This window comes from Streptomyces sp. NBC_00483 (genome assembly GCF_036013745.1).
GTDB lineage: Bacteria > Actinomycetota > Actinomycetes > Streptomycetales > Streptomycetaceae > Streptomyces.
The window spans coordinates 9,109,720-9,122,545 of record NZ_CP107880.1 but is presented as its reverse complement, the minus strand read 5'-3'; the positions used below and the strand labels follow the sequence as shown (position 1 = coordinate 9,122,545).

Here is a 12,826-nt window from a genome sequence, read left to right as displayed (position 1 = left end):
ACCATGCTGCGCAAGGCGGTATCGTCGCGGAAGTACCCACTATTTACTGCGGTACTTACCTTTTTGTAAGCAAGCTTTGTATGCAAGCAGAGACCGGAGGCTGCAGGACATGGCGAAGGCGCCCCGCAACGGCCCTTACATCTGCGGTATCGACGCCGCACTCGACGTCGTCAGCGGAAAGTGGAAGGGCCTCGTCCTCTGGGAGCTGCACGCGCACGGCGTCCGGCGCTTCGCCGAACTGCGCCGCGCGCTGACGGGCGTGAGCGAGAAGATGCTGACCCAGCATCTGCGCCAGATGGAGGAGGACGGCCTCGTGCTCCGTACGGTCTACGCGGAGGTGCCGCCGAAGGTGGAGTACTCGCTGACCGAGTCGGGCGCGGCACTCAACGAGGCGCTGCTGCCGCTCGGAGAGTGGGGCCGTGACCGGATCCGCCACCGTGGCCTCAGCGTCGTCCCGGCCCCCGACACTTCAACGTCGGCCGCCTCCTGATCCGTCGGTCAGACCTGGTAGCGGTCGGCAGCGAACAGGTGCAGGTTCTCCGCGACCCAGTCGGAGGTGCGGCGCAGACCCTCGTCCAGCGGGACCTCAGCCTCCCACCCCGCCCAATCCCGGGCTCGGGCGTTGTCGGACAGCAGCCGGTGCACCTCGCTGCCCGACGGGCGCAGCCGGCTCCGGTCGACGACGACCTCGGCGTCCCGGCCAGAGGCGTTGATCAGCGCCTTGGCGAGGTCCCCGATGGCGATCTCCTGGCCGGTGCCGAGGTTGACGCTGTGGCCCAGGGCCGCGTCGCAGGCGGCCATGGCCAGGAAGCCGCGGGCGGTGTCGGTGACGTAGGTGAAGTCGCGCGTGGGGGTGAGGGAGCCGAGCTTGATCTGGCGTCGGCCGGCGTGCAGTTGGGCGAGGATGGTGGGGATGACGGCGCGCGCCGACTGCCGGGGGCCGTACGTGTTGAACGGGCGCACCACCGTCACCGGCAGCTCGAAGGCGTGCCAGTGCGACAGGGCCATCATGTCCGCGCCGATCTTCGAGGCGGAGTACGGGGACTGCGGCTGGAGCGGGTGCGCCTCGCTGATCGGAGCGGTGAGCGCGGTGCCGTAGACCTCGCTCGTGGAGGTGTGGATCAGGCGGCGCACCTGGTGCCTGCGGCAGGCCTCGGCCACGTTCTCGGTGCCGACGACGTTCGTCTGCACGTACGCGCCGGGCACGTCGTAGCTGTAGGGGATGCCGATGAGCGCGGCGAGGTGGAAGACGGTGTCGCAGCCCTCGACGGCGTCCATGACCCGGCCCGCGTCCCGGACGTCACCGGCGATCATCTCGACGGGGCCGTGGGCGGCGCCGAGGTAGGGGGCGAGGTTGCCCTTTTCGCCGTACGGCTTGTAGTGGACGAAGGCGCGGACCTTCGCCCCGCGGGCGACGAGGAGGTCGACGAGGGTGGAGCCGATGAAGCCTTCGGCTCCCGTGACGAGCACGGTGCGGCCGGTCCAGTCGAAATCGGCGGCAGCGGCGTGGGCGTTGGTGGTCATATGGCGATCTCCGTGTGAGGTGTGGGAAGGGTGGGGTGGGTGCTGGGGCGACCGGCGAGGCGCAGGACGTGCGCGGCCAGCAGGTCGGCCGCCCGCCCGTGTCGGCCGGGGTGCGCGGCGGCCGACATGGCGGCAAGCCGGGACGGTTCGGCCAGCAGTGGCTCGACGAGAGCGGCCAGGCTGGCGGCGTCCGTGTCCGCGTCGGGCAGCAGGAGTCCCGCGCCGACGTCGGTGAGGACCCGCGCGTTGTGCGTCTGGTGGTCGCCCGGCGCGTAGGGGTAGGGCACCAGGACGGCGGGGGTGCGGGTGGTCGCGAGTTCGGCGACGGTCGCGGACCCGGCGCGGCACACGGCCAGGTCGGCGGCCGCGTACGCCAGGTCCATGCGGTCGAGGTAGGGCACGGCGGTCGCCACGCGGTCGGCGCCGGTCTCGACGAGTCGCCGGCGGATGTCCTCCAGAGCGGCGGGGCCGGTCTTGATCAGCAGGTGGACGCCGGTGCGGTCCTGCCAGCGCCGGGCGAGGTCGGCGGCGGCCGCGGTGAGCCGGGCGGCGCCGAGGCTGCCGCCGTTGACCAGCAGGAGCCGTCCCTGGGCAGGGACCCCCAGGGCCCGCCGGGCGTCGTCGCGCAGCCGGGGCCGGTCCAGCGCGGCGAGTTCCGAGGCGATCGGCATGCCCACGACGTCGGCGTGCCGGCTGCCGGCGAGATGTGCCCGGCTCTCCTCGAAGGCCAGCGTGATCTGGTCGGTGAGCAGCGCGGCGAACCGGTTGGCCCGCCCGGGCACCGCGTTGGATTCGTGGATGACGCTGGGCAGCCCGGCCATCCGCGCTCCGACGATCACCGGGGCGCTCGGGTACCCGCCCATGCCGACGGCGACCTGTGCCCGCTGCGCACGCAGCACCGACTTGGCCTGGGCGCCGGACTTGACCAGCGCGGCGGGCAGCAGGAACCGCCGGGCACCCAGCGACGGGTCGAAGGGGATCATGTCGACGGTGTGCAGGCGGTACCCGGCCTCCGGGATGAGCCGGGTCTCCAGGCCGCGCTCGGTGCCGACGAAGGAGATCTCGGCGTCGGGCACGGCGCGCCGCAGCGTGTCCGCCAGCGCGAGCCCCGGATAGATGTGTCCACCCGTGCCGCCCGCGCCGATCACCACCGACAGCCGGCCATGGGATGTTCGCTGTGTCCTCATGGCCGACACACTGCTGGCGCGCTCTAAGAACTTTCTAAGACCAGGTTTTGGCAGGCTGTCCCCATGAACGCGGCCGACGGGTGCACGAACGCACCGAAGGTTCTGGTGGTGGACGACGAGCCGGAGGTGCGGTACGCCGTCGAGGACGGACTCGCGGTCGAAGGCTATGAGGTGCGCGGGGCGGAGGACGGCCTCGCGGCGCTTTCCGCCCTCGCCGCCTGGGAGCCGGACGCCATGGTGCTCGACGTCATGCTCCCTGGCGTGGACGGCCTCGCGGTCTGCCGCCGCCTGCGGGCGCTCGGCGATCGCACGCCGGTCCTGGTGCTCACGGCGCTGGGCTCGGTGAGCGAGCGGGTGGACGGCCTGGAGGCGGGGGCCGACGACTACCTGGTCAAACCGTTCGCCCTTGACGAGCTGGTGGCACGGATCCGGGCCCTGCTGCGTCGCAGCGCCGCGCCCGAGGAGTCGTCGACGACGCTGGGCTTCGCCGACCTCGTCGTCGACCCGGCCAGCCGGAGCGGGCGGCGCGGCACACGTGTCATCGAGTTCAGCCGCACCGAGTTCTCCCTCCTCGAGCTGCTGCTGCGCCACCCCGGGCAGGTACTCCCCCGCGAGACGATCATGGAGCGGGTGTGGGGCCGCGACTTCGGTCCCGACTCCAACTCCCTCGCCGTCTACGTCGGGTATCTGCGCCGCAAACTGGAGGCCGACGGCGAGCCACGGCTCGTCCACACGGCACATGGCGTCGGCTACCGGCTGGACCTGGCGTGAGCACTGAACCGCAGAGCACGGAACCGCAGTCCCGGCCGCTGCCGAAGGGCGGGCGCAGACATGCCCGCTGGATGCGCCGCCGTCCCCTGCGCACCCGGCTGACCCTCGCCGCCGCCGCGGCCGTGGCCGCCGTGGCCGTCGGCCTGTGCGCCGGCAGCTTCGTGGTGATCCGTCATCAGCTGCTGCACCAGCTCGACCTGCACCTGACGCAGTCCGCCCGGCTGGCCACCCAGCAGTACGGCCACGAGCCCTCGGGTGTGGTGCAGGGCCAGTGCCGCTACCTCGCCGCCCCGGCCTGCGCGCAGCTGGTCCCCGCGCAGCCGGACGACGACCCGACGCAGCCGTACCTCCTGCCGGTCACCGACTCCACGCGCGAGGTGGCCTCCGGCGAACGGGGGCCGTACTACAGCGAGTTGAGGCTGTCCGGTCACCGGGCCAGGATGCTCACGACACCGCTGCCCGAGGGACGCGCCCTCCAAGTCGCCGTGCGGGCGGACACCGTGGACCGGGGTGTGCGTCAGGCCGCGGTGCTGCTCGGCGGCATGGGAGTGGCCGGTGTGCTGCTGGCCGGCGCCCTCGGTGCCTGGGTATCGCGCACGGGACTCGCGCCCGTCAGCAGGCTCACCGCCACGGCCGAACGCATCGCCGCCACGCGCGATGCCCGGCACCGCATCGAACTGCCGCCGGAACGCGCCGGCCAGGACGACGAGATCACCCGTCTCGCCGCCTCCTTCAACACCATGCTCGACGAGCTGGAGAAGTCCATCGGCGCGCAACGACGCCTGGTCGCCGACGCCTCCCACGAACTGCGCACCCCGCTGACCGCGCTGCGCACCAACGCCGAGCTGCTCACCCGGAGTTCCCGCCTCAGCGACGCCCAGCGCGAGCGCGCGGCCGGCGCACTGAGCCGCCAGCTGCGCGAGGTCACCCTCCTCGTCAACGACCTGGTCGAGCTGGCCCGGAACGAGGAACCGGACCCGCTGATCGAGGAGATCCGTCTCGCGGACATCGTGACGCACACCGTCGAGACGGCACGCGGCCATTGGCCGGCCACCCCGCTCACCCTGTCGATCGCCCCCGAGGCGCGCACCGCCACCGTCGCAGGTGTGCCGGCTCGGCTCTCACGGCTGCTGTCGAGCCTGCTGGACAACGCGGCCAAGTTCAGCCCGCCGGGCCGCCCCGTCGAGGTCACGCTCACCTCCGTGTCGGACACCCTGGAGCTGACCGTCCGCGACCACGGCCCCGGCATCTCCGAACAGGATCTGCCCTACGTCTTCGACCGCTTCTACCGCGCCCGCAGCGCCCGCGCCCTGCCCGGGTCCGGCCTCGGCCTCGCCATGGCCCGCCAGATCGCGCACGCCCACCACGCCGACCTCGTCGCCGAACCCGCGCCCGGTGGCGGCGCCCAGTTCCGCCTCACGATTCCGCACGCCTAGAGCTCCAGTGGTGACGCACTTAGCCGACCCGCCACCGCTCCACCGCGTCCTCGTCCAGCTCGACACCGAGCCCGGGCGCATCCGGCACCCGCACACACCCGTCCGCGTCCACCCGCACCGGCTCGGCGAGCATGAAGTCGCGGCGCTCGGGGGTCCAGCCCGGCGGGTCGAAGGGGAACTCGAAGTAGGGGCCGCCGCCGACACCTGCCGAGACATGCACGTTCGCCAGGACACCGATGCCGTTGGTCCAGCTGTGCGGGGTGAAGTGGCGGTGCTTGAGCTGGGCCACCTCGGCCAGAGTGCGTGCGCGGTGCATGCCGACGGCCAGGACGACGTCCATCTGGTAGATGTCCAGCGCGTCCTCTTCGAGGTAGCGGAGCAGTTCGGTGGTCGAGTGGTGCATCTCCCCCGCCGCGATGCGCACGCCCGGGTTCTCCGCACGCAGCCGCTTGAAGCCTTCGAGATCCGCGTACGGCAGCGGTTCCTCGACCCAGAACACGTCCAGCTCGGCGAGGCGCGCGACGGTCTTGCGGGTGCGTGCGAGGTCGGTCGCGTCCGCCGTGTCGCCGGCCATTCGCCAGGACTGGTTGAGGTCGACCATGATGCCGAAGTCCTCGCCCAGCTCCTCGCGCACCGCGCGTACGGCCGCGATGCCCTCGCCGACCCGGTTGCGGTCGATCCGTATCTTCATCGCCTTGAAGCCGGCCTCACGCACCTTCAGGGCGGTGGCCACGCGCTCCTCCGGAGACTTCAGCTCCCCCGACGAGGCATAGGCGGGCAGGCGCTTGGTGGCATTGCCGAACAGCTCGGACACGGGCCGGCCGTGCACCTTGCCGACGATGTCCCACAGGGCGGCTTCGAGCGGCCAGTAGTGGCCGCCGTGGAAGTTCGCCGTCTCGATCGCCTTCACGTGCCGGGAGATGTGCAGCGGGTCCTGGCCGATGAAGAGGTGCCGGAAGGCGTCGAAGCCGTCCATGGTGTCACCCGAGCCGATCCCGGTCACACCCTCGTCGGTGTGCACCCGCACGATGGTCGCGTCGAAGTGCCGCCGCGGGTCCGGGTCCCAGGCCGCGCGGAACGGCGGGTCGAGTTCGAGCCGCAGGTGATCGAGCGTGATGTCGGTGATCTTCATGGGCTTCTTTCTACTGCACGGGCCGTGCGGACCAAGGCCCGGCCGCCGCTCGCGGACGTCAGGCCAGGACCCGGGCGAGGAACTCACGGATGTGCTCCGTGACTTCCTCGATGTGGCTCTCCAGGGCGAAGTGTCCGGCGTCGAGCAGATGGATCTCGGCGTCCGGCAGGTCACGGCCGAACGCCCTGGCGCCGTCGGGCCCGAAGATCTCGTCGCCCGCGCCCCAGACCGCGAGCAGCGGGACCTGGGAGTCGCGGAAGTACTGGTGGACGGCCGGATAGAGGTCCACGTTGGTGGGGTACTCGCGAAAGAGCTTGAGCTGGATCTCGGCGTTGCCGGGGCGGTCCAGGAGTGCTTGGTCGTGGACCCAGTTGTCGGGGCTGACCACGCTCGGATCCGCCACCCCGGTCACGTACTGCCAGCGGACGGCCTCCGACGTCAGGGCGGCACGCACCGGCGCTTCGGTGTCCGGCCCCGGCGCCGCGGCGTAGGCGAAAAGACCGTCCCAGAACGGCCGGACGAAGCCCTCCTCGTAGGCGTTGCCGTTCTGCGTGATGACCGCGGTGATCCGCTCCGGGTCCTTCAGGGCGAGCCGCCAGCCGATCGGGGCGCCGTAGTCCTGCACGTAGATCGCGAACCTGTCGATACCCAAGTGCTGGAGCAGCCCGGACGTGACGTCGGCGAGCGCCCCGAAGGTGTACGGGAAGTCCCGCAGCGCGGGCATCGCGGACTGCCCGAACCCGATGTGGTCGGGTGCGATCACGTGATAGCGGTCGGCGAGCGCCGGGATCAGGTTGCGGAACATGTGCGAACTGGTCGGGAAGCCGTGCAGGAGCACGACGGCGGGCGCCTTCGGATCACCGGCCTCCCGGTAGAAGACGTCGAGACCGTTGATGGTGGCGGTGCGGTGGTGGACCGTGGAAGACATGACCCTAACCCCTCATTCGCGATTTACCAGTTACAGGCCCAGTGGAGCACAGTCGGGATAACCGGTCAATGCGCTTTAAAGGGTTAGTGTTGAGTAGGCGGCGGTTGCCGCACCTTCGCGGCAAGTAACCTGCTGGCGAACTCGACGCAGGAAACGCAGGACAGGAGGTACTGCAGTGATCGACCCCGGGCAGCAGGACACACTGCTGGAACTCCTCAACACCACACCGGTGACCAACGGAACGCCTACGGACGAGTTGGCCGACCGTGAAGCGGCCAAGGCGTGGCAGAAGGCGCACGGCGGCAGCGGCAGCACCCGGGAACTCGCTCACCTGGTGCAGGCGCGCGACGCCTTGCAGGAGGTGGTGCGCGGCGCCCGGCCGACCACGTCACTGGCCCCGATCCTTGAGGGCGTGCGCTCCCGGCCGCACCTCTCCCCCGACGGCGTGACCTGGGAGCTCGACGTCCCCGCGGAGCGCCGACCGGCTGTGGAAGCGGTCCTGGCATGGAGTGCGCTACAGAAGGCGAAGCCCGGTCGGCTGCGTCCGTGCGCCAACCCGGAGTGCCGCCTGTTCCTCCTCGACCGCAGCAAGACCAACCGGGCCCGCTGGTGCTCCATGGCCGTCTGCGGAAACCGGATGAAGGCGAGGCGCCACTACCAGCGCACCCGCGACGGGGTCGCCGAGTAGCGATCGGGCACTCCTCCTCCACCCCGTGGTAACTCCACCCCGTGGTAACTTCCGTATACAAGTTGTATGCGATTCAGAACCACGGTCCACGGGAGCTCACATGGCGACGTCCGGTCGGGAGAAGGCGTACGCCTACCTCAAGGGGACGGTGCTCACCGATCCGGAGATGCAGGGCGAGTTCCTGTCCGAGCAGGAGATCGCCGACCGCATCGGCGTCTCCCGCACCCCCATCCGCGAGGCCCTGCTGCTGCTCGCCGCCGAGGATCTGGTCGAGATGGTGCCCCGGCGCGGCGCGCGCGTCTCCCGGCTGACCGGGCGGCAGATCACGGAGCTGATGGAACTGCGCGGCATGGTGGAACGGTACGCGGCGGAGCAAGTCATCAAGGCGGACCGGGTGCCGCTGGAGGAACTGGGCGAACTCCTTGAGCGGCAGCGCGGGTTGAGCGGGCCCGACGACGCCAAGGAGTTCATCGCCATCGACCACCGCTTCCACGCGACGATCGTCCAGGCCGTGGGCAACGGCCTGCTGGACCGCCACTACGACGGGCTGCGCAGCCGCCAAGTGCGCGCGGGTGTCGTGGCGTTGTACAACCAGAGCGGTCGGCAGAAGTCGGTCATCGACGAGCACAAGGTGATCCTGGACGCGCTCGCCGCGGGTGACACGGACGCGGTGGGCGCGGCGATCGACAGCCACTTGGAGTCGACGCTGAAGGTACTTCTGGCGGGGTGATATGAGCCGGACTGGGTGATCCGGGCCGGCCCGGGTGTCCCTGAGCCGGCCCACCCGCATCACTTCGGGTAGGTGATCACCGCGTCGTCGCGCCCGAGCCTGCGGTTGGCCAGCACGGAGATCTTCCCGCGCACCCGGTCGACCTCGGCGACGTCCAACTCCACGACGATCAGGCCGGGTTCGGCGCCGAGGCTCTCCCGCACGGTGCCGTCCGGGCCGACCAGCATGCTGTGCCCGATGCCCGTCGGGGCCGTGCCACTGACGTCGATGCCGCTCGCCGCCGGGTCCGCCTGGCCCACCGCGGCAACCCAGACAGTGGCGTCCAAGGCCCGGGCACGTACGAGGAGTTCCCACTGCTCGCGCTTGCCGGGGCCCGCGCCCCAGGACGCCGGGAGCAGCGTGGCGACGGCGCCCGCGTCGGCGTGGGCCCGGAAGAGTTCGGGGAAGCGCACGTCGTAGCAGGTCGCGAGACCCAGGCGGACGCCGTCGACGTCGATGGTGACCACCCGCGTTCCGGGCGCGACGGTGTCGGACTCCGCGAAGCCGAAGGCGTCGTAGAGGTGGATCTTGTCGTAGGTCTCCTCGACGCCCGGGCCTGTCGCGAGCAGAGTGTTGGTCACCCGCCCGTCGTCGGCCGGGGTGAACATCCCGGCGACGACGACGATGCCGGCCGCCTCGGCGATGGCCCGCAGCCGGTTCGCCCACGGGCCGTCGAGCGGCTCGGCGAGCGGGGTGAGCGGTGTGCCGAAGCAGGCCATCGCCGCTTCGGGGAGGACGACGACGCGGGCGCCAGCGTCGGCCGCGCGCCGGGCCTGCTCCTCGATGAGGTCGAGGTTCTTGGCCGGGTCGGGCCCGGTGGTGAGCTGGCTCAGGGCGATGAGCATGGGGTGTCCCTCCTGATGAGGCCTGATGGGGCGGTAGGTGTGCGGTTCAGGCGGTCGCCTGCGCGACCAGCTCCGTGTCCTCGTCCGTGGCCGCCTCCGCGTCGCGGCCCAGCAGGAGCCCGGTGACGGTCACGGCCGCGGTGACGGCAACGTATACGGCGAGCGGCACCCAGCTGTTGAACGAGCCGAGCAGCGCCGTGAACAGCAGTGGAGCGATCGCGCCGCCGATCAGACCGGCCAGCGTATACGCGAGCGAGGAGCCCGTGGAACGCAGCCGCGGCGAGAACTGTTCGGCGACGAACGCGGCCTGCGGGCCGTACATCAGCGAGTGCAGGACCAGCGCGACGATCACACCGAGGACGAGCAGACCCCACGAGCCGCCGTCGACCATGTTGAAGAAGATGAACGGCCACACACCGGCGCCGACGGCCGAACATCCGTACAGCAGGCGCCTGTTGACGCGGTCGGACAGGGCTCCCGCGAGCGGGATCAGGAAGATCTGCAGCGAGGAGCCGATGAGTACGGCGGTCAGCGCGGACCCCCGCGACATGTCCAGCTCGTCGGTGGCGTAGGTCAGCACGAACACGGTGAACAGCGCGTACAGCACGTCCGGGGCGACGCGGGCGAGCATCGCCGCGATCAGGGCGCGGGGCTGCCGGGTGAGCACCTCGCGCACCGGCGCCTCGGGGCGGCTCTGCTCGGCCTCCATCGCCTTGAAGACCGGGGTCTCCTCCAGCTTCGCGCGGATCCACAGGCCGAATCCGACCAGGACGCCGGAGACCAGGAAGGCGACGCGCCAGCCCCAGGAGAGGAACTGGTCCTCGGTCAGCAGGGCGCCGAGCGCCGCCAGGACGCCGTTGGCGAGGAGGTTGCCGGCGGGCGGTCCGACCTGTGCGGCCGAGGCGAAGAAGCCGCGCTTCTTCGGGTCGCCGAACTCGCTGGAGAGCAGCACGGCGCCGCCCCACTCGCCGCCGACGCCCACGCCCTGCGCGAACCGCAGCACGACCAGGGCGATGGGAGCGGCGGCGCCGATGCTGCTGTGGGTGGGCAGCAGGCCGATCAGGAACGTGGCCGCGCCGATCAGCACGAGCGTCGCGATCAGCACCTTCTTGCGGCCGATCACATCGCCGAGCCGACCGAAGACGATGCCGCCGAGCGGGCGCGAGACGTAGCCGACGGCGTACGTGGAGAAGGCCAGCAGGGTGCCGGTGAGCGGGTCCTCGGAGGGGAAGAACAGGTCGCCGAAGACCAGGGCCGACGCGGCGGAGTAGACCGCGAAGTCGTACCACTCCAGGGCGGTGCCGGTGAGGCTCGCGAAGAAGGCCCGGACGAGACCGGAGCGGTTCGGGGTGACAACCGGTGAGGCGGCCGGGCCGCGTGGGGAGTCTTGCAGCATTTCGGTCCTCGGTTCGGGGGCTTCGACGGTCTGAGGGGGGACGTCGACGTTCGGGGAGACATCGACCTTCCGGCATACTTCTTGTATACAGGTCGTATGCGCAAGCCCCGGACGGGAAGTTAACCGCTTCGCAACCCTCCTACCTGCTCACCCCTGGAGATTTCCATGACGCTGCTCACGTTCGACCTGCCCGACGGCTCCACCCGCGACGTGGACGTCGTCCAGGTCCTCAACGCCGGATACGCCGGGCGCAGCCAGGACGATGTCGCCGCGCACGTCGCCGAACTCGCCGAACTCGGCGTCCCCGCGCCGACCACCACCCCGGCCCTGTACCCCATCTCCCCCTACCTCGCGCAGCAGACCGAGCGGGTCGCGGTGCAGCACGGACGGACCTCGGGCGAGGCGGAGTGGGCGCTCGTCGTGGCGCAGGACGGCGAGCTGCTGCTCACGGCCGCGTGCGACCACACGGACCGCGAACTCGAGGTGCACGGCGTGGCCTGGAGCAAGAACGCGAGCCCGGATGTCCTGGCCCGCCGCGCCTGGAGCCTCTCGGACGTCGAGGGCCGCCTGGACGACCTGACGCTGCGCGCGTGGGTCACGGTGAAGGGCGAGGAGTCCCTGATCCAGGACGGCTCCCTCGCGGAGCTGCTCACGCCGTCGTACTGGGCCGAGGTGCTGCGCGAGCGCGGTGAGCTGCTCCCCGGCACGGTGCTGATCTCCGGGACCATCCCGATGGCGGAGGGCGTGGACCAGTTCGGCGAGGCCTGGCGGGTGGAGCTGTCCGACCCGTCGACCGGTGACACCATCACGCTGGCCTACGCGGTGACACCGCTGCCGGTGCCGATCGGCTGAGCGGGGCACGGAGAACGGGTGCCGGGTGCGCCGCCCATGGCGTGCGCACCCGGCTGGGTCCGCCCAAAGTCTCCCTGCGGTCTACCTTCGGATATTTCTGGCCGGGGGCCCGTAGCCGCACGGCCGTCCAGGGCAGCCGCTCGGCCGACTCGCGGGCGGGCCCGGCGTCCGTAGCGTCGGCGGCATGAGAAACAGCATGCCGGCGGTGGGACTCTTCTTCCTCGCGCCGTTGATCGGCGAGATGCTCCTCGGCGCGACCTCACTCGACGCCCTGGCGCTGCTGCCGGTCCTCGCACTCCTCTACGGAAGCGGGGCCCTGCTCATCCGCGAACTCGTCCGCAGGACCGGTCGCGGCTGGGGCTCCATCCTGCTGCTGGGCGCCGCGTACGCGCTGCTCGAAGAGGGCCTGCTGGACCAGATGCTGTTCAACGCCGACTACTCCGGCAACTACGACATGGTCACCGTGACGCCCATCCCCCTGGTCGGCACCGGCGCCTACGGCCTGATCTCCGTCCTGGCCGTGCACGCGCTGTGGAGCATCACCGTGCCGATCGCGCTCATGGAAGCCCTCGTCCCGCAGCGCGCTGAGCGTCCGTGGCTCGGCAGGACCGGGTTCACCGTCACGGCCGGACTGCTGGTGCTGGGGGCCGTGGTGGTCGGCTGGGGCAGCTACGACGACAGCGGTTACATGGCCCCTTGGCCGCTGCTGGCCGGCACGGCCGCCGTGGTGGCCGCGCTCGTGGCCGCCGCGTTCCTGATCCCCCGCCCGCGCGCCGGGCTCGACTCCCGCGGCGCTCCCCGGCCGCTGTTCGTCGGCATCGCCTCGTGCGCGGTCACCAGCGCCTTCTGGCTGGTTCTCCAGCCGAGCTGGCTGGGCGTGGCCGCCGCGCTCGCGATCGCCGTCGCGGCCGCGGGCCTTGTCCACCATTGGGCACGCGCGCGTGACTGGGCGCCGCCGCACATCTTCGCCCTGGCCGCCGGCGCCACGTTGACCTACGCCTGGGTCGGCTTCGGCCAGACCCCGGACCAGGGCTCCGCGGGCACCGTCAATCTCGCAGGCCACATCCTCCTGGCCGGCGCCGCCGTCGCCCTGCTCTGCGTCGCCGGGCGACGGGTGGGCGCCCGCTCCGCGTGAGCGGACCGCGTGGGCCCACGCGGTCCGAATGGCCGGGTCCGCACGGAGGCCGCAGCATGGTCATGTCGTCGGTTTGCCCGGTGTGCCCTTCGAGAGGCGGCTCCGCCTGAAACGTCCTCCGAGGCTGCACCCACAGGGCGCCGAGGCGTTTAGGACCTCCGTC

General features: G+C 71.2%; 13 protein-coding genes. 7 read left to right on the top strand and 6 right to left on the bottom strand.

Annotation, left to right across the window (positions count from 1 at the left end):
• Positions 1-109 precede the first annotated feature (109 nt).
• Positions 110-490, top strand: coding sequence for a winged helix-turn-helix transcriptional regulator (locus OHA73_RS40785; RefSeq protein ID WP_327657769.1), 381 nt, complete (start codon positions 110-112; stop codon positions 488-490).
• 8 nt (positions 491-498) lie between these two features.
• Here OHA73_RS40785 and OHA73_RS40780 read toward each other — a convergent pair whose 3' ends face one another.
• Both OHA73_RS40780 and OHA73_RS40775 read right to left on the bottom strand, forming a co-directional pair.
• Positions 499-1,524: a GDP-mannose 4,6-dehydratase gene (locus OHA73_RS40780; protein ID WP_327657768.1), complete on the bottom strand. Its 1,026-nt coding sequence runs from the start codon at positions 1,522-1,524 to the stop codon at positions 499-501.
• Complete coding sequence (locus OHA73_RS40775) at positions 1,521-2,711, bottom strand: UDP-N-acetylglucosamine--N-acetylmuramyl-(pentapeptide) pyrophosphoryl-undecaprenol N-acetylglucosamine transferase (RefSeq protein ID WP_327657767.1); 1,191 nt, start codon at positions 2,709-2,711, stop codon at positions 1,521-1,523. Before OHA73_RS40775 ends, OHA73_RS40780 begins: the two co-directional genes overlap by 4 nt.
• A 63-nt stretch (positions 2,712-2,774) precedes the next feature.
• Between OHA73_RS40775 and OHA73_RS40770 the strand changes: the two genes are divergently transcribed.
• The gene (locus tag OHA73_RS40770) at positions 2,775-3,482 is read left to right on the top strand and encodes a response regulator transcription factor (protein WP_327657766.1); all 708 of its coding nucleotides are present in this window, start codon (positions 2,775-2,777) and stop codon (positions 3,480-3,482) included.
• Between the two features lie 71 nt (positions 3,483-3,553).
• Positions 3,554-4,918, top strand: coding sequence for a sensor histidine kinase (locus OHA73_RS40765; RefSeq protein WP_327658625.1), 1,365 nt, complete (start codon positions 3,554-3,556; stop codon positions 4,916-4,918).
• A 19-nt stretch (positions 4,919-4,937) separates the two neighbouring features.
• Here OHA73_RS40765 and OHA73_RS40760 read toward each other — a convergent pair whose 3' ends face one another.
• Entirely contained in the window at positions 4,938-6,050 is a 1,113-nt protein-coding gene (locus OHA73_RS40760) for a mandelate racemase/muconate lactonizing enzyme family protein (RefSeq protein WP_327657765.1), read from the bottom strand.
• A gap of 58 nt (positions 6,051-6,108) precedes the next feature.
• Entirely contained in the window at positions 6,109-6,978 is an 870-nt protein-coding gene (locus OHA73_RS40755; protein ID WP_327657764.1) for an alpha/beta fold hydrolase, read from the bottom strand.
• Positions 6,979-7,153: 175 nt separating this feature from the next.
• Here OHA73_RS40755 and OHA73_RS40750 point away from each other — a divergent pair, with 175 nt between their 5' ends.
• Positions 7,154-7,666: a CGNR zinc finger domain-containing protein gene (locus tag OHA73_RS40750; protein ID WP_267067749.1), complete on the top strand. Its 513-nt coding sequence runs from the start codon at positions 7,154-7,156 to the stop codon at positions 7,664-7,666.
• Between the two features lie 100 nt (positions 7,667-7,766).
• Positions 7,767-8,396 (top strand): GntR family transcriptional regulator, encoded by a 630-nt coding sequence (locus OHA73_RS40745; protein ID WP_327657763.1) that lies wholly within the window; start codon positions 7,767-7,769, stop codon positions 8,394-8,396.
• 59 nt (positions 8,397-8,455) lie between these two features.
• On the opposite strand, the gene OHA73_RS40740 is transcribed toward OHA73_RS40745, so the two are convergent.
• Positions 8,456-9,280: a carbon-nitrogen hydrolase family protein gene (locus OHA73_RS40740; protein ID WP_327657762.1), complete on the bottom strand. Its 825-nt coding sequence runs from the start codon at positions 9,278-9,280 to the stop codon at positions 8,456-8,458.
• Positions 9,281-9,326: 46 nt separating this feature from the next.
• Positions 9,327-10,676: an MFS transporter gene (locus OHA73_RS40735; RefSeq protein WP_267067751.1), complete on the bottom strand. Its 1,350-nt coding sequence runs from the start codon at positions 10,674-10,676 to the stop codon at positions 9,327-9,329.
• A 165-nt stretch (positions 10,677-10,841) separates the two neighbouring features.
• Between OHA73_RS40735 and OHA73_RS40730 the strand changes: the two genes are divergently transcribed.
• Together OHA73_RS40730 and OHA73_RS40725 are read left to right on the top strand one after the other, a co-directional pair.
• The gene (locus tag OHA73_RS40730; RefSeq protein WP_327657761.1) at positions 10,842-11,528 is read left to right on the top strand and encodes a DUF2848 domain-containing protein; all 687 of its coding nucleotides are present in this window, start codon (positions 10,842-10,844) and stop codon (positions 11,526-11,528) included.
• 184 nt (positions 11,529-11,712) lie between these two features.
• Positions 11,713-12,663 carry a DUF998 domain-containing protein gene (locus OHA73_RS40725; protein ID WP_327657760.1) on the top strand — a complete coding sequence of 317 codons (951 nt, stop codon included), beginning with the start codon at positions 11,713-11,715 and terminating at the stop codon, positions 12,661-12,663.
• Positions 12,664-12,826 lie beyond the last annotated feature (163 nt).

What these genes read in the sequence shown, in the direction of transcription:
- OHA73_RS40785 (WP_327657769.1), top strand. Translation starts at nt 110, where the DNA reads ATGGCGAAGGCGCCCCGCAACGGCCCTTACATCTGCGGTATCGACGCC.
- OHA73_RS40755 (WP_327657764.1), bottom strand. Translation starts at nt 6,978, where the DNA reads ATGTCTTCCACGGTCCACCACCGCACCGCCACCATCAACGGTCTCGAC.
- OHA73_RS40770 (WP_327657766.1), top strand. Translation starts at nt 2,775, where the DNA reads ATGAACGCGGCCGACGGGTGCACGAACGCACCGAAGGTTCTGGTGGTG.
- OHA73_RS40725 (WP_327657760.1), top strand. Translation starts at nt 11,713, where the DNA reads ATGAGAAACAGCATGCCGGCGGTGGGACTCTTCTTCCTCGCGCCGTTG.
- OHA73_RS40745 (WP_327657763.1), top strand. Translation starts at nt 7,767, where the DNA reads ATGGCGACGTCCGGTCGGGAGAAGGCGTACGCCTACCTCAAGGGGACG.
- OHA73_RS40760 (WP_327657765.1), bottom strand. Translation starts at nt 6,050, where the DNA reads ATGAAGATCACCGACATCACGCTCGATCACCTGCGGCTCGAACTCGAC.
- OHA73_RS40780 (WP_327657768.1), bottom strand. Translation starts at nt 1,524, where the DNA reads ATGACCACCAACGCCCACGCCGCTGCCGCCGATTTCGACTGGACCGGC.
- OHA73_RS40765 (WP_327658625.1), top strand. Translation starts at nt 3,554, where the DNA reads ATGCGCCGCCGTCCCCTGCGCACCCGGCTGACCCTCGCCGCCGCCGCG.
- OHA73_RS40775 (WP_327657767.1), bottom strand. Translation starts at nt 2,711, where the DNA reads ATGAGGACACAGCGAACATCCCATGGCCGGCTGTCGGTGGTGATCGGC.
- OHA73_RS40730 (WP_327657761.1), top strand. Translation starts at nt 10,842, where the DNA reads ATGACGCTGCTCACGTTCGACCTGCCCGACGGCTCCACCCGCGACGTG.
- OHA73_RS40740 (WP_327657762.1), bottom strand. Translation starts at nt 9,280, where the DNA reads ATGCTCATCGCCCTGAGCCAGCTCACCACCGGGCCCGACCCGGCCAAG.
- OHA73_RS40735 (WP_267067751.1), bottom strand. Translation starts at nt 10,676, where the DNA reads ATGCTGCAAGACTCCCCACGCGGCCCGGCCGCCTCACCGGTTGTCACC.